This is a genomic window from Bradyrhizobium daqingense (assembly GCF_021044685.1).
GTDB lineage: Bacteria > Pseudomonadota > Alphaproteobacteria > Rhizobiales > Xanthobacteraceae > Bradyrhizobium > Bradyrhizobium daqingense.
Genome location: NZ_CP088014.1, coordinates 4,771,288 through 4,792,453 on the forward strand (window position 1 = coordinate 4,771,288; position 21,166 = coordinate 4,792,453).

At 64.8% G+C, this 21,166-nt stretch carries 22 protein-coding genes; 8 read left to right on the forward strand and 14 right to left on the reverse strand.

Annotated features, from left to right (window positions below):
• Window positions 1-2: 2 nt before the first annotated feature.
• From LPJ38_RS22455 to LPJ38_RS22460, 3 genes are all read right to left on the reverse strand, one after another.
• A complete protein-coding gene (locus LPJ38_RS22455) occupies window positions 3-1,349 on the reverse strand; it encodes a caspase family protein (protein WP_145632355.1) in 1,347 nt (448 codons plus the stop codon).
• Between the two features lie 360 nt (window positions 1,350-1,709).
• Window positions 1,710-1,844 carry a hypothetical protein gene (locus LPJ38_RS37975; RefSeq protein ID WP_283811466.1) on the reverse strand — a complete coding sequence of 45 codons (135 nt, stop codon included), beginning with the start codon at window positions 1,842-1,844 and terminating at the stop codon, window positions 1,710-1,712.
• Between the two features lie 811 nt (window positions 1,845-2,655).
• Window positions 2,656-4,215 (reverse strand): winged helix-turn-helix domain-containing protein, encoded by a 1,560-nt coding sequence (locus tag LPJ38_RS22460; protein ID WP_145632517.1) that lies wholly within the window; start codon window positions 4,213-4,215, stop codon window positions 2,656-2,658.
• A gap of 141 nt (window positions 4,216-4,356) precedes the next feature.
• Here LPJ38_RS22460 and LPJ38_RS22465 point away from each other — a divergent pair, with 141 nt between their 5' ends.
• From LPJ38_RS22465 to LPJ38_RS22480, 4 genes are all read left to right on the forward strand, one after another.
• The gene (locus LPJ38_RS22465) at window positions 4,357-5,334 is read left to right on the forward strand and encodes a Bug family tripartite tricarboxylate transporter substrate binding protein (protein WP_145632352.1); all 978 of its coding nucleotides are present in this window, start codon (window positions 4,357-4,359) and stop codon (window positions 5,332-5,334) included.
• A 22-nt stretch (window positions 5,335-5,356) separates the two neighbouring features.
• A complete protein-coding gene (locus LPJ38_RS22470; protein ID WP_145632348.1) occupies window positions 5,357-5,983 on the forward strand; it encodes an MSMEG_1061 family FMN-dependent PPOX-type flavoprotein in 627 nt (208 codons plus the stop codon).
• A gap of 106 nt (window positions 5,984-6,089) precedes the next feature.
• The gene (locus LPJ38_RS22475; RefSeq protein WP_145632345.1) at window positions 6,090-6,704 is read left to right on the forward strand and encodes a cupin; all 615 of its coding nucleotides are present in this window, start codon (window positions 6,090-6,092) and stop codon (window positions 6,702-6,704) included.
• 77 nt (window positions 6,705-6,781) lie between these two features.
• Window positions 6,782-7,102 carry a low affinity iron permease family protein gene (locus LPJ38_RS22480; RefSeq protein WP_145632342.1) on the forward strand — a complete coding sequence of 107 codons (321 nt, stop codon included), beginning with the start codon at window positions 6,782-6,784 and terminating at the stop codon, window positions 7,100-7,102.
• A gap of 42 nt (window positions 7,103-7,144) precedes the next feature.
• Here the strand turns inward: LPJ38_RS22480 and LPJ38_RS22485 are convergent, their stop codons facing one another.
• Entirely contained in the window at window positions 7,145-7,846 is a 702-nt protein-coding gene (locus LPJ38_RS22485; RefSeq protein ID WP_145632339.1) for a Crp/Fnr family transcriptional regulator, read from the reverse strand.
• A 17-nt stretch (window positions 7,847-7,863) separates the two neighbouring features.
• The gene (locus LPJ38_RS22490) at window positions 7,864-8,094 is read right to left on the reverse strand and encodes a hypothetical protein (RefSeq protein ID WP_145632337.1); all 231 of its coding nucleotides are present in this window, start codon (window positions 8,092-8,094) and stop codon (window positions 7,864-7,866) included.
• A 155-nt stretch (window positions 8,095-8,249) separates the two neighbouring features.
• Between LPJ38_RS22490 and LPJ38_RS22495 the strand changes: the two genes are divergently transcribed.
• The gene (locus tag LPJ38_RS22495; protein ID WP_145632334.1) at window positions 8,250-8,984 is read left to right on the forward strand and encodes a Crp/Fnr family transcriptional regulator; all 735 of its coding nucleotides are present in this window, start codon (window positions 8,250-8,252) and stop codon (window positions 8,982-8,984) included.
• A gap of 70 nt (window positions 8,985-9,054) precedes the next feature.
• Window positions 9,055-9,282 carry a hypothetical protein gene (locus LPJ38_RS22500; protein ID WP_145632331.1) on the forward strand — a complete coding sequence of 76 codons (228 nt, stop codon included), beginning with the start codon at window positions 9,055-9,057 and terminating at the stop codon, window positions 9,280-9,282.
• Between the two features lie 63 nt (window positions 9,283-9,345).
• Here the strand turns inward: LPJ38_RS22500 and LPJ38_RS22505 are convergent, their stop codons facing one another.
• The 9 genes from LPJ38_RS22505 to lptF all read right to left on the reverse strand — a co-directional run bounded on the left by LPJ38_RS22505 (window position 9,346) and on the right by lptF (window position 18,754).
• A complete protein-coding gene (locus LPJ38_RS22505; protein ID WP_167520426.1) occupies window positions 9,346-9,519 on the reverse strand; it encodes a hypothetical protein in 174 nt (57 codons plus the stop codon).
• A gap of 206 nt (window positions 9,520-9,725) precedes the next feature.
• On the reverse strand, window positions 9,726-9,962 hold the full coding sequence (locus tag LPJ38_RS22510) for a hypothetical protein (protein WP_145632329.1): 237 nt from the start codon (window positions 9,960-9,962) through the stop codon (window positions 9,726-9,728).
• 74 nt (window positions 9,963-10,036) lie between these two features.
• The gene (locus LPJ38_RS22515) at window positions 10,037-11,095 is read right to left on the reverse strand and encodes an alcohol dehydrogenase (protein ID WP_145632326.1); all 1,059 of its coding nucleotides are present in this window, start codon (window positions 11,093-11,095) and stop codon (window positions 10,037-10,039) included.
• 22 nt (window positions 11,096-11,117) lie between these two features.
• Window positions 11,118-11,975, reverse strand: a complete 858-nt coding sequence (gene rsmA, locus LPJ38_RS22520; RefSeq protein ID WP_145632323.1) for a 16S rRNA (adenine(1518)-N(6)/adenine(1519)-N(6))-dimethyltransferase RsmA — start codon at window positions 11,973-11,975, stop codon at window positions 11,118-11,120.
• Window positions 11,975-13,000, reverse strand: coding sequence for a 4-hydroxythreonine-4-phosphate dehydrogenase PdxA (gene pdxA / locus LPJ38_RS22525; protein WP_145632320.1), 1,026 nt, complete (start codon window positions 12,998-13,000; stop codon window positions 11,975-11,977). Before pdxA ends, rsmA begins: the two co-directional genes overlap by 1 nt.
• Window positions 13,000-13,935, reverse strand: a complete 936-nt coding sequence (locus LPJ38_RS22530) for a SurA N-terminal domain-containing protein (protein WP_167520425.1) — start codon at window positions 13,933-13,935, stop codon at window positions 13,000-13,002. The genes pdxA and LPJ38_RS22530 overlap by 1 nt, the downstream gene beginning before the upstream one ends.
• Window positions 13,936-14,001: 66 nt before the next feature.
• Complete coding sequence (locus LPJ38_RS22535; protein ID WP_167520424.1) at window positions 14,002-16,491, reverse strand: LPS-assembly protein LptD; 2,490 nt, start codon at window positions 16,489-16,491, stop codon at window positions 14,002-14,004.
• A complete protein-coding gene (lptG, locus tag LPJ38_RS22540) occupies window positions 16,491-17,588 on the reverse strand; it encodes an LPS export ABC transporter permease LptG (protein WP_145632311.1) in 1,098 nt (365 codons plus the stop codon). Before lptG ends, LPJ38_RS22535 begins: the two co-directional genes overlap by 1 nt.
• Window positions 17,585-18,754: an LPS export ABC transporter permease LptF gene (gene lptF / locus LPJ38_RS22545; RefSeq protein ID WP_145632308.1), complete on the reverse strand. Its 1,170-nt coding sequence runs from the start codon at window positions 18,752-18,754 to the stop codon at window positions 17,585-17,587. Before lptF ends, lptG begins: the two co-directional genes overlap by 4 nt.
• Window positions 18,755-19,095: 341 nt before the next feature.
• On the opposite strand from lptF, the gene LPJ38_RS22550 reads away from it, so the two are divergent.
• Together LPJ38_RS22550 and LPJ38_RS22555 are read left to right on the forward strand one after the other, a co-directional pair.
• Window positions 19,096-20,595, forward strand: a complete 1,500-nt coding sequence (locus tag LPJ38_RS22550) for a leucyl aminopeptidase (RefSeq protein WP_167520423.1) — start codon at window positions 19,096-19,098, stop codon at window positions 20,593-20,595.
• Between the two features lie 18 nt (window positions 20,596-20,613).
• Window positions 20,614-21,066, forward strand: a complete 453-nt coding sequence (locus LPJ38_RS22555; protein WP_145632302.1) for a DNA polymerase III subunit chi — start codon at window positions 20,614-20,616, stop codon at window positions 21,064-21,066.
• Window positions 21,067-21,166: the final 100 nt, after the last annotated feature.

Here is a 21,166-nt window from a genome sequence, read left to right on the forward strand (position 1 = left end):
GATCACCGGCCGGAGCCGTCGGCGCAGACGGATCCGACAATGCGGCAAGCTTTGCCACCCTTGCCGCATTCGTCAAGCGCAGCGTCCTTCGCGCGTTGCGCTCCGTCGCGCTGGACCAGCGACCAGGACTTCTCCGAGATGGCGAAAGCGCCGCAGCTTCGGCCGTAAAAGGATAGCTCGATCGGGCATTTGACGCCGCCGCAATTGCCGCGCGCATCCGCCACCGCCGCACGCCGCGAGGCGTGGTTCCACGACATGCCCCATTTGCTGCCGTCGGGCCCGTAGACGATCGAGCCCCAGGGCTTCAGATCCTCCATCTTGCGCATCCGCAGCAGCAGGCCTTCCGTCGCTTCGCCCGTCGGGCTCATGGCGATGCGCTGCTGGAGTTTCGTGATGGCGCGCGTCAGGCCGTCGGCCGTATCGGGGTCGAAATTGAGCTCGTAGAGCCGCTCATTGAGCTCGCTGAGCAGCGCGGCATCGCGCAACGGGATGCGGTCGGGATCAGCGCGCAGGCGTTCCGCCGGCAGAGGATCGGGCTGCAGCGCGGCCACCTTGGGCGGAGCCGCTTGCGTCGGCGGCACGAAATAGAAGGTGCCGTCGATCGGCGAGGACGAGACCCAGGGCTGCTGCGCGCCCGCGGTGGCGCGCTTCACGGCGAGGCCGACCTGGTTGAAGGTCTGGAACACGTCGAGGCCTGCGACCCGGATCGTCGCGGCGAGGGCCTTGGTATAGGGGCTGTGGCCGTCGCTGCCGTCCTGGGCGACGTTGCCGGGCTGCGTCGCGTAGGAGATCAGCGTGCCCTCGGGCGCGCGCATCTGCGCAAGCCCGCCGTCGGCGGCGCGCAGTCCACGCGCGCCGAAGGGGTTGTTGCGGCAGGCGTCGAGGATGACGAGGTTGAGGCGCGTGCCCGATCCCTGCATCTGGCGCAGCACGAGATTGACGTCGGTCATCTGAAAATCGACGTCGGCCTCGCGCGTCGGATTGGCGCCGACCGGCACGAGATAGTTCGAGCCCGAAACCTGCACGCCGTGGCCGGCATAATAGAACAGCGCGACGTCGGCGCCCTGGACCTGCCGGCCAAAACTCTGCACCGCGACGTCCATCGCGCTCTTGTCGAGATCGAGCTGGGCGCGGCCGCCGACCAGCGTGAAGCCGAGCGCGGTGAGCGTCTCCGCCATCAATCTCGCATCCTTCGAGGGGTTGTCGAGCGGTGTGATGTTCTTGTAGGTGGAGTTGCCGACGACGAGCGCGATGCGCTTCTCCGCCGATGCTCCAAACGTCGTGGCGGCAAGCACGCCGGCGATCAGCGCCGCCAGCACCAGGACGCGATTGAAAACCCTCGCGTGCATGACAATTCCCCAAACAATGGCGGTAGTCTAGCAGCGAAGCGCCCGAGCGAAAAGCAGCATGGCGGAAGCTGGCGGCGCCACGTACGCGCGTGTCCCGGACGCGCTGCAGCGTTCTTACGCTGCTGCGCAGAGCTGGGCCCCAGCTTTGCCCAGCGCATTGCGGTCAACTGGCCCCGGCTCTGCACCGCTAAGGCGCGCTGCGCTGCGTCCGGGGCACGAGACCGGCGCGATCGGTCCGAGGCGCGCTCTCGCCACATCGTCATTGCGAGCGCAGCGAAGCAACCCACTCTCTTTCCGTGGAGGGAATTCGCTGCCCTCGCAATGACGGGGAGGGAGCTCGTCGTTTCATTGCGATGGCGATCAACGCGCCTGTCCGATGGTCGCGGTCTTGTCCGGTTCGCCACGATTGGCGGTTTGCACGTCGCCGTCGCCGGCCCAGCGCGCGAGCATGACGGCCAGGGCAAACATGAACGCGATGATGGCGATCCGCTGCATCGGATCTAAATGCCGAACGACCAGACAAGGTTGCGCTCCCCGCCGCCGGAGCTCGGGAACAGGCTGCTGGGAAACTTCATGGAGGAACCAGAAGGAACGGTGCAGGTTACTTCGTCGCCGACAGAGGAGCACGCGATGGATATGAGGGAAGCCTCAGCTATGACTGAAGCGTCCGGGCTGACGGACGAGCACCGGCAGACGTCCAGCCAGCAGCCCGACGCGCGGCCGGAGAGAGCAAGTCGTCGATCGCCTTCCTCGCCTTCCGCGGACCTTGCGATGAAATTGACCGACCAGTTACGCGAACTAACGGTGAAAGCACCTTTGCGCTCGCTCCTTGTCGCATTTCTTCTTGGAGCCTGGTTCGTACGCCGGCGCTAGGTGCCTGTTCGAGCCGAGAAGCTTGATGAATTCAAACCTGTCAGGGACAGATGGAGGGAAGAATGAAGCTCTTGGCGATCACGGCGACTATCCTGGCAGGCAGTATCTCGTTTGCCATGGCGCAGAGCTCGGGGGGCGGTGCGGGCGGTTCGTCGTCCTCTGGTGGAGCGAGTGCGGCCGGAACGAGCAGCACCAGCGGTTCGACGCTTTCGAATGGGACCACGTTGAGCGGAACGGGCGGCGCGCCGGTCCCTAACACCTCCAATGCCCTGCGCCGCGGCGCGACGGGTGACAGACTCGGCGTAGCGGCACCTGATCAGAATGGCGGTGGGTCTCGGCCGACCTACAACACGCCCATTGCAGACGCAGCCGTCCGGCAACTCGGAGACACAAACCCTGGCATCCTGAAGAAGTAGGGCGGCGTTCCGTGCGGCTACTCGGGCAACCCGGCCGCCCGCATCCCCTCGACGAACCTTGCCATGTGTTCCGGCCGATGCAGGAATATCTGCTCGTGGAGGTTTGACAATCGCAGGCTGGGTTGCAGCATGCGCAGCCGTGCCATCGCCTCCTGTTTCGGCCGTTCGCGGCCGGTAAGAGCATGGCTCATTGCCGATACCCGCAATGCCACGGGCCAGTCGGGCCGTATCTGCAGCGCGCGGTCGGACCAGGTCGAAGACTGGTCGAGGTCGCCAAGAAGAAAATGGGCAAAGGCCATCGCGCTGTAGGCGAGGTGCATCTGCGGGTCGAGCGGGCTAAGGCGCATGGCTGTGCGCAGGTGTTCGATCGCCAGTTCGCACTCTCCTGCATAGACGCGAATCCAGCCACTGCGCTGCCAGGCGGCCGCCAGGTTCGGGTTCAATTGCAGCGCATGATCGATCAGCGCGACGCCCGCCTTGATGTCGCCGACGACATGAGCAAGCGCATGCGCACTCCAGGCCAGTGCGACGGCATCGCTCCGACCGAGGTCTGCGCCTAACCTCGCGAGCCGGCCGGTCTCGGCCGTCTCCGTCGCGCGGTCGACGACCCACCCCGTTGACTTGCGCATGAGAAAGCAGCCCGCGGCGAGTGCGTACGGCCTCGCAAACGTCGGATCGAGCTCGATCGAGCGATAGAAATGCTTTAGCGCGGTATCGTGACCTGCTCTCGTCCAGGCATGCCAGCCGGCCATGCCGCGCAGGAAGCAATCATAGGCGCTCAGACTTTCCGTCGGCTTGCTTTTCGCTCGCTCGATTTCCGCCTGTTCCAGCTTGGGGACGATGGCACCGACCACGCTGTGTGCCATCTGATCCTGCAGCTCGAAAATGTCATCGAGCGAACTCTCGAAGCGATCCGCCCAAATGTGCTTTCCGGTCTCCGCGTCGATCAGCTGGCCACTGATCCGCACGCGCTTGCTAGCCTTGCGCACACTGCCTTCCAGCGCATAGCGCACGCCGAGGTCGCGTCCCACGGTCCGGACATCGACCGCCCGTCCCTTGTAGGTGAAGCTCGTATTGCGGGCGATGACGAACAGTTCGGAGAATCGGGACAATTCGGTGGTGATGTCCTCGACGATGCCGTCGGTGAAGTAATCCTGCAACGGATCTCCGCTCAAATTCGCGAACGGCAGCACGACGATCGAGGGCTGGTCGCGTAGGCCGAGGGTGGCAGCCATCGTGTCCCTCGATGGCGAACTCGTTGCCTGTGCTTGCTCACGAACATCGCCGACAAAACGTAACCCCTTGCGGGGAAGCGTCTTGATCAGCCGCTGTTCCTCGCCGTTGTCGCCGATCGCCTTTCGAGCGCCGTTCAGCCGCGTCGTCAATGCGGATTCCGAAACGATGCGTCCGCCCCATATGCCGGCGATCAGGTCGTCCTTGGTGATGACGCGCTCGCGATTGCGGATCAGAAAGGCGAGGATATCGAACACTTGCGGCGCGATCGCCACCAGCTCGCCGTCGCGGCGAAGCTCCCGCCGGTCAGTGTCGAGCGCATGATTTTCGAAGCAGTACAGCAACTTGCACTCCAAAACGGCAGGCGACCGCCGCCGGGCTGAAATAAAGGCCAAGGTAAGGGTAAAGTAAGCCACTCGCAAAGCGAGCATGCCGGCAACATGCCATGGTCATAGCCATCAGGTGCCGTAGAAAGGGCATAGGTCATGACCATTGCGCGCCGTAGACTGCTTAAGCTTGCCGCGAGCATTGCCGCTCTGCCGCTCGTGGTTGCGCCCGTACGAGCGGAAACCTACCCGGTGCGGCCGATCCGCCTGATCGTTCCGCAAGCGGCGGGAGGCGCGTCGGACATCAGCGCTCGACTGATAGGCCAGTGGCTGTCGAACCGCCTCGGCCAGCCCTGCTTGATCGAAAACCGGCCGGGCGCGGGCGGCAACATCGGGACCGAAGCGGTGGTGAGGGCAGCGCCGGACGGCTACACGCTGCTTCTGGCCGGATCATTCAACACGATCAATGCGACGCTTTACGACAAGCTCAGCTTCGACTTCATCCGTGATATCGCACCCGTCGGCGGAATCATGCGAAACCCGCTTGTCATGGCCGTGCATCCTTCCTTGACCGCGCGGACCGTTCCCGAGCTGATCGCTTACGCCAAGGCCAACCCGGGCAAGCTGAATTTCGGCTCGGCCGGCAATGGCAGTCCCCAGCACATGGCGGCCGAGCTGTTCAAGATGATGACTGGCATCGAGATGGTGCACGTACGCTATCGAGGCTCCGCGGCCTTGTTGACCGATCTTCTGCGCGGCGAGATCCAGCTCGCGTTCGATCCAATCTTTTCGTCGCTCGAACATGTGAAGTCCGGGACACTGCGCGCGCTCGCGGTAACGACGGCGACGCGCGTTTCCGCCCTGCCGGACATCCCTACGGTAGGGGAGGCCGTGCCCGGCTACGAGTCCGTCGGATGGGTGGGCATCGGAGTCCCCCGGGATACGCCCGCGAAAATCGTCGACAAGCTCAACGCAGAGATCAATGCGGGTCTCGCGGATGCTGCCATCAAGGCGCGGCTGGCGGAACTCGGCGGCGCGCCGCTGCGGGGTTCGCCGGCCGAATTCGGCAGGCTCATCGTCGACCAGACCGAGCGATGGGGGAAGGTGATCCGCACGGCGCAGATCAGTGCGGAATGACCTCGAGGTATCGGAGTCGACCATGTCCAAGCGCTTCGATGAGGTGATCGCCACGCAGGAGCGCCTGCGCGAGCTTTCTGATTTGCCAAGCTTCCGCGCCAACAACAAAGTCATCGACCATGTCGATGAGATATGTCGCCGCTTCATCGCGGCCTGTCCCTTCGTTCTCGTCGCTTCGCGCGGCGCCGATGGGCACATCGACGTCTCGCCCAAGGGAGATCCGGCCGGCTTCGTTGCGGTTCTCGACGACAGGACCTTGGCGATCCCCGATCGTCGGGGAAACAATCGCCTGGACACCTTTGAAAATCTGCTCGTGCATCCCGAGATCGGACTGCTCTTCATGATTCCGGGCCATGGCGACACGCTGCGCATCAGCGGCACCGGAACAGTCGTTCGCGACGGCGCGCTGCAAGCGCGTTTGGCCGTCGAAGGCAAGCCGCCAAATTTGATCCTGGTGATTGAGATAAACGAGGTATTTTTACATTGTCCGAAGTGTATAGCCCGCTCGAAGCTGTGGAGCCCGGGACACTGGCCAAATCGCTCGAGTCTGCCGTCGCTGGCCCACGCCATCGTGACGCACGCGCGATCCGGCGAGACGGAAGCGGAGGTTCAGGCAGTCATCGACCACGGACTCGCCAATCTCTACTAAACCGCGATCGCTCATCAATGGAGCCAGTTCGTGCGCCCGATGCAGCCCGTTCCCACCGCGAAACTTCTCACCTCCGTCGCCGTTGAATCGCGGCTGAGGACAGGCCATGCCAATCAAGGACCAAATCAAGAATTTCGCGAAGAAGCTGGTGGTGGAGCGTCCCGATCCCCCCACGCTACGGGCCCTGGTGTCGGCTCGCAAGCCTGCGGCCATCCATTTTCGGGACGATGGCATCGTGCCGAACAACCCTCATCTTCCCATGCTGCTCTATCGCGGGGCGGTGAATCTCAAGTCCCGGCGCTTTCCTCCCGATGTCGTCATCGACACGCTGTTCGATATGAACGGCTGGGGCCGGTCATGGCGCGATACGGTTTACGATTTCGTCCACTATCATTCGCAAATTCATGAAGTGATGGGCGTTGCGCGCGGCACGGCGCGGATCGAGTGCGGTGGGGTCAAAGGTCGCATCTTGCGCCTGAAGGCCGGCGACGTTGCGGTGCTGCCGGCAGGCACTGGCCACCGGCTGATCGAGGCCAGCCGCGACTTTCTGGTCGTCGGGGCGTATCCCCAAACCGGGACGTATGACGAGTGCACCGACACGCGCGAGCGTCCCGACGCCATCAAGCGCATTGCCAAGGTCCGCAAGCCAAAGACCGATCCCGTGCTCGGAGCCCGCGGCCCCCTGCTGAGATCGTGGCGGAGACAGGCCGCGCGCACATAGGGGATGACGTCCGCTCGCGCGCCGTGCACCGCGGAAGCCAGCCGGGAACACGGATGCTCTTCGCGAGTTGGGATTTCATGTCCCCTCCGAAGTCAAGAGGCTGGCTTACCGAGATTGGCGTTGCCACATCGCGACCGGCCGCATTTGCAATCTTCCTCGTCTACGGGATTGCCTGGATCACGGTCGGCAACGGTCTCGAATGGCATTCCTTCGCCACGCTGGCGACATGGGGCATGACGCTGGTGATCCAGCGCGCCGAGCACCGCGACACCCAGGCGATCCATGCCAAGCTCGATGAGCTGCTCAAGGTCGCGGGCCGCGAGCATGTGATGAAGGTCGATGATGAGGACGCTGAGGAGGTCGAGTCCCGCCGGGAGGAGATTCGGAGAACGGGATAATCCGCCGCGCATCTCGGTTGGGCCGCACGTCGTTGGTCGCGTTCAACTCAGATAGTCAGGCCTGAAGTCCGCAAGCGTGCGCAGCTCGTCGGGCTGCAGCAGCTCGATCTCGCTTCCCTCCCATGCGATCAACCCGCGGTGCCTGAGCTCCTGGATGGTGCGATTGACGTGGACGATGGACAATCCGCAGGCGTCGGCGACGTTCCGTTGCGTCATCGGCATCTGGAAGCAGCCGTCCGTGACGAGGCCGACGACCTCCAGCCGTGCGGCGAGCTCGCAGATCAGATGCGCCACCTTGGGCAGCGCCGCCTGCGCGCCGAGGCGGGCGATCCATTGCCGCGAGATCGCTGCGTCGATCAGCGTCTCGCGCCAGAACGCGCGGGTGAGGTGGATGGAGCCGTCGAGAAGCTGCCGGAGCTGGCCGTGCGCGACGTAGCCGACGATGCTCGACCCGAGGCTGACGAGATCCGCATCCATGGGCGAGACCAGCAGCGTGTGCAGGCAGGGCATGTCGCCGGGCACGTGGAAGGCGAGGATCTGGCTGCGATCGCCGACGATGCGGGCTTGGTAGAGGAAGCCGCTGACGACGAAGACGCAGCGCGAGGCGTCCTCGCCCTGGCGCAGAACGATCTCGCCGTCCGCGACCGGGCGCAGCGTGGAGGGCAGGCCGGCGATCTGCCGGCGTTCGTCTTCGGAAAGACCTTCGATAGCCTGGAGACGCGCGATGAACTTCGGATGCGGCATGAGACCGGATGCGCGCCTCACCGATGGCGCGGCACTTCGACGAAGCGACGCGAGAGCTTCGCGATGGTCCAGTCGGAGACAGGGGTGTCGCGGAACTCACGGATAGCGCGGGCGAGTTCCTGATCCGACATCGGATGGGGCGGCTCCCGCAGCGTGCCGTTCAGGAAGGCGTCGCTGATGCGGTCCAGATGCTCGCTTCGCTCAGATGCGAACAAGTGGCGGATGCGCTCCAGGATCGTAGGGGTCATGCGGGGGCGAGGTCTGTCTTCGGGGGAACGGGATGAGTGCGACCGGGCAGTGTCGCAAGTCGGTTAGCAACCTGTGCTTCCGATGCGAGTTCTAGTCCGCTGAACGCAGGCCGGATGTATCATTTGATAGAGCCGGTGCGATTTTTGAGGTCCGCATGGAAAAGGTCCACGACGTGCTGATCCGGAACCTGTGCGAGCACACAGCGCTGGCCGACGACGATATCGCCGCAATCAAGGCGCTCACCTTCGCGCTGCGCGATCTCGAGCCGAATGAAGATTTCATCCGCCAGGGCGATGAGCCTGAACACTCGGTGCTGGTCGTCTCAGGCACGGTCGCCCGCTACCATCTGCTCGGCAGCGGCCGTCGACAATATCTCGCGTTTCATTTCACCGGCGACCTGCCGGATGCGCAAGGCCTGTTCATCGACGAGATGGATCATGGATTGAGCGCGCTGGGGCCGGCTTCGGTAGCATTCATTCCGCATCGCGAGTTGTTCGCCGCGTTCCGGCGGCGACCGACGTTCGGAATGGCGGTCTGGCGCGAAACTCTGCTCGATGCCGCGATCTTTCGCGAGGCGATCACCAACAACAGCGCCCGGCCGATGCAGATGCGCATGGCGCATCTGTTCTGCGAGCTGTTCTACCGCGCGCGTGCCGCGCAACTCGTCCGCGGCAATCGCTGTCGCATGCCGATCAGCCTGGCGCAGCTCGGCGAGACGCTGGGCATGGCGATCGCGACCGTGAACCGGACCCTCGCTGAACTCAGGCGGAGTGGGGCAATGGATCTTCGCGACGGCGAGCTGATCGTGCTGAAATGGCGCGAGTTGCAGCGGCTCGGTGATTTCAGCCCGGCCTATCTGCACTTGAAGCGTCAGTCGCCGCCGCCGTGAGCGTTCTGCAAGGCTGCGGAGAAGGGAACAACTCTCTTCCGGGCACGTCATTCATGATGAGGAGATGCCCATGAAAGCGCTCATCGCTGCATTCGCGTTTGCCGCCACGACCGGGTCCGCCATCGCCCAGAATACCGGACCCGCTCCGCAGAGCGGCATGGAAAGGCCGGAGAACACCAACGGCGCCACGGAGAAAGGAACCATGGACACCACCGGCATGAATACGAATCGGGCCAATCGGCCCGGCATGAAGGATGTGTCCAAGGGAGAGAACCGGACCGATGGCAAGAAGAGGTAAAGGCGCCAGCGGCGGGTCGGCGCCATCATATTGGCGCTGTTCTTGTTCCGGCTTGCGACCGTCTCAGTCGCGCGCGCAGCAATCGACCAGCGCGCGCCAAATGCGGTCGACCTGCTGGGTCCTGCGAGATTCGAAGGCGGCATCCTCTTCCGCACGCGGCGATGTCGCTGTCCGCCTGTCGCGCGGCTCGATCCAGCGCTCCGAGATCGGATCGTACCATCGGCCCAGGGTCATCACGTCAGTCGCTCCTTCATTGCCCGACGAATGACCAACGCGATCAACGTTCGCGACGTTCCTCATTTGACGCCATCATATTTGCGGCAGGACTGAAACTTTGTTCTTGGCCGGAGAACTACGGGAATCCGGCGCCGGCGGCCGCGCCGGTCTGTGTCGCAGTGAACATACGAAGGTTTGCGATCATCAGCCGGCGTCGCAGAAGACCATCATCCAAGGCGTGCTTCGGGTTTCCCGGCGTTGTCGCTCTTGGCCGCATGCGCGCGGTAGATGTCGATCGCCCTGTTGGCGAGCATCAGCTGCCGGCGTTCGCCGGTCCGAAGCTGCGCTTCGATGGCGTCGAGAATGACGTTGGCGCTCTCGTCCGGAGGACCGAGCTCGCCGCTCTTCTCCAGACAGCTCCAGGCGATGAAGAATGCGCTTTCGACGGTGCATCGGATCGACATGCGCAGCCAACGCAGGCCGGCCGCAGGCGTTCCGTGCGGCGGGCGAGACTTGCGTCGGGCCCGCCGCTCGGCTGTCAGTTCTTCAGCACGATGCGGCCGACGACCTTGCCGGCACGCAGCTCGTCGATCCATTTCTGGACGTCACCCATCGGTTCCTCGCGTATCGGGGTCGGCTTGATCTTGCCGGCGCGGGCCAGCGCCATCAGCTCGTGAGCTTCCGCGAGCGTGCCAACCATGAAGCCCTCGACGGTCATGCGCTTGTAGACCCATTGCACCATCGGCAGCGTGAACTGGCCCCCCATCAAGCCGGAGACCACGATCTTTCCGCCGCGCGCGGCGACCGCGACGGCGAAGGCCATCGACTTCTCGTTGCCGGCAAAATCCACGATCTCGTCGAAGCCGCCCTCGGTCTCCTTGAGGATGCGCTTGATCACGTCTTGCTCGGCGGGATCGTAGGCGACAGCCGCGCCGTTCTTCAGCGCGGTGTCGCGCGCGGCCGGCGAGAGGTCGGCGACCGTGATCGGCTGCTTGAACATCGCCTGCGCGAACGACAGGCCCATCATGCCGACGCCGCCGAGGCCGATCAGCAGCAAATTGCGCTGGCGCGGACGGTCGACCAGGCGCTTGAGCGCGCCGTAAGCGGTGACGCCCGAGCACATCAGGGTCGCGGCCTGATTGACGGGCAGGGGATCGTAGTCGAGCAGATATTTGGCGTCGGGCACCAGCACGTGGGTGGCGAAGCCGCCGTCGATGGAGACGCCGAGGAAGCGCTGCTTGACGCAGAGGTTCTCGTCGCCGTTCTGGCAGTCGCGGCACTGGCCGCAGCCGATCCACGGAAACACGGCTCTCTTCGTGCCGACGAGACCGGCTTCGACATCGGGACCGACTTCGTCGACGACGCCGGCGATCTCGTGGCCGAGCGTGAAGGGCAGCGTCATGCCGCGCGTGGTGTCGAGCTTCTTGCCGCCGCCGAGGTCGGCGTAGCCGTCCTGGATGTGGAGATCGGAGTGGCAGAGGCCGCAGCGCTCGATGCGCACCAGAACTTCGCGGCCTTGCGGCTTCGGCGTGTCGACGATGGTCTCGCACAAGGGCGCGTCGAACTTGACCAGGGACTGCCTGCGCATCAGCGCCATATTCCTTCCTCCGAAATTCCTGTTATTCAGCCTGCTTTCGTATATCCGCCAATTCGCAGGCCATGGCAACAAAGCCGGAAATCGGAATGGTCTCGGCGCGCCGCGTCGCATCGACGCCGGCCGCTTGCGTGAGCCGCGCGGGATCGGCGCCGAGCGATTTCAGGCTTTGCCGCAGCATCTTGCGGCGCTGGCCGAACGCTGCGGCTGCGACCTGCTCGAGCAGTCTGCGATCGCACGGCAAAGGTTCTGCACGCGGTGTGAGGCGCACGACGGAGGAGGTGACCTTCGGCGGCGGCACGAAGGCGGACGGCGCGATGTCGAACAGGATCTTGGTCTCGCAGCGCCAATTGGCGAGGACGCCGAGACGGCCATAGGCCTCCTCGTCCTCGCGCGCGACGATGCGCTCGCCGACCTCGCGCTGGAACATCAGCACCATCATCTCGTACCAGGGCGCCCAGGGCTCGATCGTGAGCCAGTTGATGAGGAGCTGGGTCGCGATGTTGTAGGGCAGGTTGGCGACGATCTTTGCGCGTTCGCCATCGAGCAGCGGGCGCGGGTCGAAGGTCATGGCATCGCCGTGCACGATCTCGAGCCGGCCGGGGTAGCGCGCGGAGATATCCTGCAAGGCCGGGATCGCGCGCTCGTCATGCTCGATGGCGATGACGCGCTGCGCGCCGAGCGCGAGCAAGGCCCGCGTCAGCCCGCCCGGGCCAGGGCCGATCTCGACGACGGTGGAGTCTTCGAGCGGCGCCGCGGCGCGCGCGATGCGCGCGGTCAGATTGAGGTCGAGCAGGAAGTTTTGCCCCAGCGATTTCCGGGCCGACAGCGCGTGCTGGCGGATGACCTCGCGCAGCGGCGGGAGGTCGTCGATCGCGCTCATCAGAGCGTCGCTGCCGCCATGCGGCTCGCCAGGCGAAGCGCCGCGATCAGGCTGGCCGGATTGGCCTTGCCGGTGCCGGCGATGTCGAAGGCAGTGCCGTGATCGGGCGAGGTGCGGATGAAGGGCAGACCGAGCGTGACGTTGACGGCGTCGTCGAACGCCACCGTCTTGATCGGGATCAGCGCCTGGTCGTGATACATGCAGACTGCGCAGTCATAGGTGTTGCGCGCGGCTTCGTGGAACATGGTGTCGGCGGGCAGCGGGCCCCTGGCCTCGATGCCGTCGTTGCGCAGCAGCTTCAGCGCCGGCGCGATGATGGTCTGCTCCTCATGGCCAAGCGAGCCGTCCTCGCCGGCGTGCGGATTGAGGCCGGAAACCGCGATGCGCGGCTTCGTGATGCCGAAGCGGGATTGGAGCTCGGCCGCGACGATGCGGACAGTCGAGACGATCAGCTCGCTCGTGAGCTGGGCCAGCGCCTCGCGCACCGAGACGTGGATGGTCACGGGCACCACGGCGAGCCGCGGCGACCACAGCATCATCACCGGCTGCGGCACGCGGCCGTCCACGGCTGCGAACTCGGCAAGGTATTCGGTGTGGCCGGGATGGCGGAAGCCCGCGCGATAGAGCACGCTCTTGGCGATCGGATTGGTGACGACGGCGGCGGCGCGTCCCTCGCGAACGTCGGCGACCGCCTGGCGGATCGAGGCGAGCGCAGCCGGCGCGCTTGATGCGTCGGGCTTGCCGGGCTCGGCGGTGGCGCGCTCGCCGGTGGCGACCACGGGAAGGGCGTCGGCAAAGGCAGCCGCAGCCTCGCCGGCACCCACCGCGGCGATCCTTACGTCGGCACCGAGCGCCTTGGCGCGCCGCGCGATCAGCGCCTCGTCGCCGAGCAGATAGAAGGCGGGCAGGTCCAGCTCGCGGCGTCTGAGCCAAGCCGCGATGGTGATGTCGGGACCGATGCCGGCAGGCTCTCCCAGGGTCAGGGCGAGGGGCCTTGCCGGGCGCTCTGAGGAAGGCTCGGCCATCAGCGGTTGCGATATTCGATCATCGCCGCCTTGCGGAGCTCGTCGAGATACGCCTTCTGGGTCCTCTCGTACTTCTCCTGATACATCTTCTCGCGGACCTCACGCTTCTTCGGCGTGTCGATCATGGTCGGCTTGCGCGAGCACAGCACCACCATCTCGATGCCGTTCTTGGTCATCTCGGGCGCGGTCAGGCGCCCGATCGGCGTGTCGTCGAGCACCTTGCGCAGCGGCTCGGGCAGTTCCGCCGTGGTCTTGGTCACGGTGTCGCGGATGGTGGCATTCGGTGTCGAGCGGAACAGCGAATTGGCTTCCTCGCAGCTTGCGACGCGCGAGCGATAGGTCTCGGCTTCCTTTTTGCGTGTTTCCAGGAATGCCGGAGACGAGCCGCGCGGCACGATCAGAACGATCGGCTGCATCTTGTATTCGGTGCCCTCGATCTGGAGCTTCTCGCCGGTCTGGGCCTGGACGGCCTGCGCGACGTCGCGCTCGCCGACCATCAGCTTCTCCTTGTAGCGGCCGCGCACGAGGCTGGTCCAGACCATCTCGGACTTCATGCGGGCCTTCAGCGTCTCGGGGCGCACGCCCTTGGATTCGAGCGACTTGGTGAGCTGCTCCGGCGTGATGCGCATGCGCTGCGCCATGCCTTCGTAGGACTGGTTGATGTCGGAGACGCCGGGATCGACTCCGTACTTCTTGCCCTCCTTCATCTTCACCTTGTCGTCGATCAGCTCGTTGATCACCTGCTCCCGCGTCGGGACCTTCTGGGTCGTCAGCTGATCGAGCTTGGAGCGCTGATCGATGTCGAAATCGGTGATGGGTTCGCCGTTGACCATGAGCACGATGTTCTGTGCGCGCGACGGCGAGGGCAGGCCGGTCATGATCAGTCCGACGCCGAGGGCGAGCAGGAGGCGGAACACAGGCAATGGGATCGTCATGATTTTCGCTCGCATGTCAGCCACGTTGCCTGCGATCGGGGCCGCGCGGCCGGCAATTCAAACCGCTCACTGGAGGCCAGCGGAACCGCTGCTCGTCGACGAGGTCGCCAGCGTGCGCAGGCCGATCTGGAACATGAACGCATGGCTCAGCACGGGCGGGGCGGTGCCCGCCGAATAGCTATACGAAGTTACATAGTTCGCTGCCAGCACGAAGCAATCGTCGACATAGCCCGCTCCGACCACATATTGGTTGATCTTGTTGGCTTCGAGATCCCAGCGCGCCGAGCCCTGCAGCACCCAATTGGCGGCGACCTTGATCGAGCCCGAGGTCAGGATGCCCTCGCGGCGGGTGAGATAGCCGAGTTCCGGCTGCGGCGCGTAGTTGCCGTACAGCACGGCGACCGACCAGCGATCGAAATTGGCGCGGCCTTCCGCCTCGAAGCGCTGCACGTTCCAGGTCTGCTCGTCCATGCGGGAGCGGACGCTGAACGTGTAGGTGCGGTTGGGCGAATAGCTGGCGCTCGCGACGTAATCGGAGCGCGGCTTGTCGAGGCCGGAATCGATGCCGGTGTTGATGCTGTCCCGGACCGCGAAGGAGTTCATGCCGAACAGCTGGTAGGACTGGCCGAACAGCACTTTCACGGCGCCGCCCTTGTCGAACTGCGTGGTGGATTGCACGCCGACATTGGCGCGGCCGCCACCCTCGACGCGATCGTAGCCGGAGAACTTGTCGACGCTGAACAGGTTCGAGGCGTCGAACACCATGCTCTGGGCGTCCTCGTTCGGCAACTTGCCGGCATAGGTCTCGTTCGGCCGGATGATGATCTGCGCGATCGGTTCGACCGTGGTCGAGCCCCAGGGCTGGATGTTGATGAAGGGATAGCGGTATTCCAGGCCCACGGTCGGCATCAGGCGGAACGCCTGGGTGTCGCCGACGGGCAGGTAGTTCGACACGCCCGGCTGGTTGGAGATCGAGGAATTGATCGCGTCGCCGCGCAGGCTGGCAAATGGCGTCCAGATCTGGCCGAACGGGTCGGTGAAGGATTTGCGCCACTGTGCTTCCGCGGTGAAGCGGGTGTAGGTGCCGGGGAAGCCGCGCAGCAGGCACTGCGAGGGCGTCCGGGCCAGCGGATCGGCCGACGCGGTCGCGCACAGGCTGTTGGTGTTGGCGATCGTCGTGATCGGATCGAACACCGCCTCGTCACGCGACAGGTTGATGAAATTGGTCTTGTAGCTGAACTCGCCGCCGAAGACGGGATAGTTCAGCACGTTCGAGTAGTCGATCACCGGATGGACGATCGGCACCTGGCTCTGGTTGCCCGAATAGCTCAGCCAGTACATCGTGCGCGCATCGAAGAAGCTGCGATTGCCGACGCCGGTGAGATAGAGCTGCGACAGCGCTTCCGTCGGCAGCAGCAGGAACGAGCCGAGCGGATCGCGGTACTGGTAGAGGCGGTAGTCCGAGAAGAAATAATAGTCGGACATCAGGACGCCGTCCCAGCCCCAGACCCATTTGTCGTTCAGCGCGAACTGACCCTTGGTGTCGATGGCGCCGCGGAAGTCGCGGTCGCCGGGCTGCCCGGCAAACGCTCCGGGATCGAGCTGGTTGATGCCGTAAGCGCGGATCTGGTAGGCGCCGTCGATCAGGCGCTGGCGGAATTCGCCCTGCAGCATCACGCCCTGCCGCGTCATGAAGCGGGGGGTGATGGTCGCATCCATGTCGGGCGCGATCGCCCAGTAATACGGAACTTCGGCGCCGAAGCCGGTGTTCGTCGTGCCCGGGAAATAGCCCGGCATCAAGAAGCCGGACTTGCGCTTCACGGTCGGGTCGGGCGTCGAGAAATAGGGCATGTAGGCGAGCGGCACGCCGAAGAATTCGAGCTGTGCCGTCTCGAAATACAGCATCTTCTCCTGCTGGTCGTGGATGATGCGCGCACCCTTGACCTGCCACAGCGGCGGCTTCTTCGGATCGTCCTTACACGGCGCGCAGGCCGTGTAGACGCCGTTCTCGAACACCGTGTAATTGCCGCTGGAGCGGTCGGCGCGGCTGGCGGCCATGCGGGTCTGGTCGGCGGTGTCCACGCGCAGCGAATCGACGAAACCGTCGCGGTAATCGTCGGAGAGATCCATGATCTCGGCATAGGTGATCTTGCCGTCGGCATCCGTCATGCGGATGTTGCCTTCGGCATGGAGCCGCTTGGTCTTCTGGTCGTAGATGACCCGGTCGGCCTCGACACTGGTGCCGTTGTAGAACAGCTGGACGTTCCCGACCGCCGAGACGCGCGAGTTGTTGTAGTCGTAATCGACCTCGGTCGCCTGCACCAGCATCTGGTTGTCGTGGGGTGCAGGCGCCGGCTTCGGGCGCGGCGGCAGCGGATTGTAGGTGAAGGTCTGGGCGGAGGCCGGCGCCACGGCGGCGACGTCGATCAACCCGCCGAGCGAGGCGGCGGTGACGACGGCGAGCAGCAGCCTTCGGACGGACAAGCCGCACCCGTTCGGGCACACCGATGTGCGCCGCGTCGAACGAGACACGAGCCCTCGGTGGACGGCAGTCACTATCCGTCCTCCTGATAGAGCAAGGCCAAAAAGCCGGTGAGGCCGCCCACCACAACGGGCAACCACGCCGCAGCGATCGGATGCATCAACTCAGCCTTGCTCAAGTCCTCAGTTACTTTCGACAGAACGTAGAGCAGAAAGCCTGCGCCCACGCCACTCAAAACCATCTTCTGCACGCCGCCCATCCGGAAGAAGCGCAGCGACACGGAAGCCGCCAACATCACCATGGCTGCCAGCAAAAACGGCTGGGCCAGAAGCTTCTGATACTGGAGTCGGTAGCCTGCTGTCGCGAAGCCCGAGCTTTCGGAGGAGCGGATGTAGCTCGGTAGTTGCCAAAAGGACACAGTCTCCGGTGTGGAAAAGCTGTTGCGGACCTGCGCCTCGGTCAGCGTCGTCGGAATGTCGAGGGTCGCCTGGTCGACCGGCGGCGAGTCCAGCGAGTAGCGGCGAACGCCCTTGAACAGCCAATGGCCGGCCTCAAGCGTCGCCTCGCGCGCCTCGATCCGCTCCTTGAAGTGCTGCTCCGTGTCAAACCGGAACAGCGTCAGACCGGTGAGCCGGACGCCCTGTTTCTCGCTGCGCGCCGCATTGATGATGGTCTGGCCGTCGCTGGTGACCTGGTTGAGCCAGAAGCCGGAGGCATCCTGGATGCCGCCGCCGGGCGCCGATCCGAACAGCTCCGCCTCCATGCGCTTGGACAGCTCGCGCAGATTGGCCGACATCGGATTGTAGGCGACGGTGGCGATCACCCCGATCAGCAGTGCGCTGCCGAGCGCCGGCGAGATGAACTGCCAGGCGGAGATGCCGGCGGCGCGCGCCACCACGAGCTCGAGCCGGCGGGAGAGGGCGAGATAGCAGGTCATGGCGCCGATCAGCATGCAGAACGGCGTCAGCTTCTCCAGAAGCTGCGGCACCCGAAACAGCGAGGTCTCGGCCACCATGAGCGCCGATGCCGAGGCAAGGCCCGAGGTCTTGCGCACCATCTCGATGTAGTCGACCAGCACGAGCAGCAGGAAGATGCCGCCGAACACGCCGAGCGCGGCGACCACGAAGCGGCCGGCGAAATAGCGCCCGAGTGTGTTGGTGAGCATGCTCATGCGGTGGCCGGCCGTCCGAACAGCCGCGCAATCCGCGCGTTCGATCTGTTGATGGCCTCCATGAGGCGGGGAGGCGGCTCGACCACGAGGCCGCCGATGATCATCGCGAGCCCGATGCCGATGGCGCCGAAGACCATCGCATATTGCACCAGCACCGCGCCGGGCGATTTCACGGCCATCACCGAGCAGGCGAAGCCGGCCATGCGCAGGCCGAACACCGCGACGATCGAGGAGGTGATCGAGAAGTTGCGGCTCTGGCGGGTGGTGCGCGGCGCCCCGAGAAATGCGAAGGTCAGCACGGCAAAGGCGAAGGGATAGATCGGCGCCAGGATGCTGTCGTGCAGCGCGGCGCGGAACTGACCGGGGATCTGTTTGTACACGGGGTCGTCGTCGGAGGGCGAGAACAGCTCCCACAAATAGCGCTCTCGGATGCCGAGGGTGACGTCGCGGCCTTGGCCCGAGAATTTCGACATGTCGAAGCCGTAGCGCCCGAACGCCACCAGCGCGGGATCGCGCTTGCCGGCCTCGAAGCGCTGGAGATTGCCCTTCTCAAGAACAAGGAACGATCCGTTCCCGTTCTTCACGACTTCGCCGTGCTCGGCGACGATGGAGACGCGCTCGTTGGGATCGCGGCGGTCGTCGATGAAGATGCCGGCCAGGATGCCGCCGGGCAGGCGCTCGCGGATTCGGATCGTCAGGTTCTTGTCGAGCTGGGCGAAGCGGCCCGGTTGCAGGATGTTGGTGAGCACGTCGGCAGTGATCTCGGCGTCCCACTGCTTGATCCGCCGCATGCCGTCGGGGGCGAGATAGGCCGCGATGAAGGCGACCAGCAGTGCGACCACGCAAGTGGCATAGAAGAACGGATAGAACAGCCGGAACGGCGAGAAGCCCGCCGCATTCATCACGATGATCTCGGAATCGGTCGCCAGCTTGTTCAGCGTGTGCGAGATCGCGATCATCAACGCGATCGGCGAGATGATCAGGATGAGGGCGGGGATGACGAGGCTGGTGATGCCGAGGAAGGTGAGGATGGTCTGACCCTGGCTCGTCATCAGGTCGATGCCGCGCAACGCCTGCGTAATCCAGATCACGCCGGTGAGGCTGACCAGGACCAGCGCAAACGACGCCAGCGTCGTGCGGAAGATATACCTATCGATCGACCCCATGCGCTACCGCACGAATCCCCACCAAGACCCCAATGCCACCCCGGAAACCGGCTGTCCGCCCCAATCCCGCAAGGGATCCCCAAGGGACGGCCAGCGCATCTGTTCCGGCGGCTCACTCTCTCACTACCATCCCTTTGATCCGTCAACAAAATGGCCGCCCCATGGCACCCTCAACATATGGTTAATATTTCGCTCGTTGTGGCCTCGTGGCCACGGGGGGTGCTTGGCAGTAGCGGGGCGGCTGGCCCATAGTACGGGTGCCTCAGTGAATCGCCGTTCAGCTCGGGACCATGGCCGGGACCGTAGAGCGGCAAAAGCCCCATGTTTTGGAGGAGTTACCCATGTCCGATGCCATCAAGGTCGGCTTTGTCCCATTGTCTGCCGCCCCCCGTGGCATCCTGGTCGTGTTCTGCGACGATGGCCTGAAGCTGGGGCCGGCGACGGCGAAGGCGCTCGGCGGCGGTGCCGACCTCGTGAAACGGGCGGCCTCCGCCGCCGCCTTCAAGGGCAAGACCGGCGCTGCGCTGGACATCCTGGCTCCCGAGGGGGTGAAGGCCACCCGGCTGCTGGTGATTGGCGCGGGCAAGGGGACCAATCTGAAAGCGAACGATTTCCTCAAATTCGGCGGCGTGGCCGCCAGCAAGCTCTCGGCCGGGACAGCCGCCATGACCATCATCGCCGAATTGCCCGATGGCGCCATGACCAGTGAGCAGGCGGTCGCGATCGCCTCGGGCCTTCGCCTGCGCGCCTACAAGTTCGACCGCTACAAGACCAGGAAGAAGGACAGCGAGGAGGGCGCTTCGCGCGCCGACATCTCGCTGGCGGTCGGCGATGTCGCCGCTGCGAAGAAGGCGTTTGCCGCGGCCGCCCACGTCGTCGACGGCGTGGTCATCGCGCGCGACCTCGTCAACGAGCCGCCGAACGTGCTTTTCCCCGAGGAATTCGCCCGCAGAGCCAGCCAGCTCCGCAAGCTCGGCGTCAAGGTCGAGGTGCTCGACGTCAAGGCGATGCAGAAGCTTGGCATGGGCGCGCTGCTTGGCGTCGGCCAGGGCTCGGCGCGGCCGAGCCGCACCGTGATCATGCGCTGGGACGGCGGCAAGAAAGGCGAAGCCCCGGTCGCCTTCGTCGGCAAGGGCGTCTGCTTCGATACCGGCGGCATTTCGATCAAGCCCGCCGGCAGCATGGAGGACATGAAGGGTGACATGGGGGGAGCGGCCTGCGTCGTCGGCCTGATGCATGCGCTCGCCGCGCGCAAGGCCAGGGCCAACGTGGTCGGCGCCATCGGCCTCGTCGAGAACATGCCCGACGGCAATGCGCAGCGGCCGGGCGACATCGTCACCTCGATGTCGGGCCAGACCATCGAGATCATCAACACCGACGCGGAAGGCCGCCTCGTGCTCGCCGACGTGCTCTGGTACGTCGCCAAGAAGACCAAGCCGAAATTCATGGTGGATCTGGCGACGCTGACCGGCGCCATCGTGGTCGCGCTCGGCACCGAGCATGCCGGCATGTTCTCCAACAATGACGAACTCGCCGACCGGCTGCTCGCGGCCGGCATCGAGAGCGGGGAAAAGGTCTGGCGCATGCCGCTCGGCCCCGAATACGACAAGCTGATCGATTCCCAATTCGCCGACATGAAGAACACCGGCGGCCGTCACGGCGGCTCGGTCACCGCCGCGCAGTTCCTCCAGCGCTTCGTCGACGGCGTGCCCTGGGCCCATCTCGACATCGCCGGCACGGCTATGGGCGCGCCGAAGACCGACATCAACCAGAGCTGGGGAAGCGGCTATGGCGTCCGTCTGCTGGATCGTCTGGTCGCCGACCATTACGAGCGCAAATGAACTGCCGAATGAACTGCAATGACTGAAGTGCTGTTCTATCATCTGCAAAACATGACGGTGGAGAACGTATTGCCGCCGCTTCTCGAGAAATCGCTCGAGCGCGGCTGGCGCGTCGTGGTGCAGTCGACGTCGGAGGAGCGCGCCGATGCGCTGGATGCGCACTTATGGACCTATCGCGACGATTCCTTCCTGCCGCATGCGACATGGCGCGTGAACGATGCCGCCGATCAGCCGATCGTGCTGGCGATCGAGGAGGGCAATCCGAACGGCGCCAATGTCCGCTTCCTGGTCGACAGCGCCGCGCTGCCGCAGGATGCGCAGGCCTATGAGCGCATAGTGCTGCTGTTCGACGGCGACGATCCCGACGCGCTGGCGCTCGCCCGCAGCGCCTGGACGGATTGCAAGGCGCGGGGATTTGATGTCACCTATTGGCAGGCCGACGAGCGGGGCCGGTGGCACAAGCGCAATTAGCGACCGTCGGCAATTAATGATAATTTGCACTTTTCGAACGATGCTGGCTTCGGTCACCTTCGTGCCGCAAAGGAATGTTGGGACAATTGTTTAGGGCTGG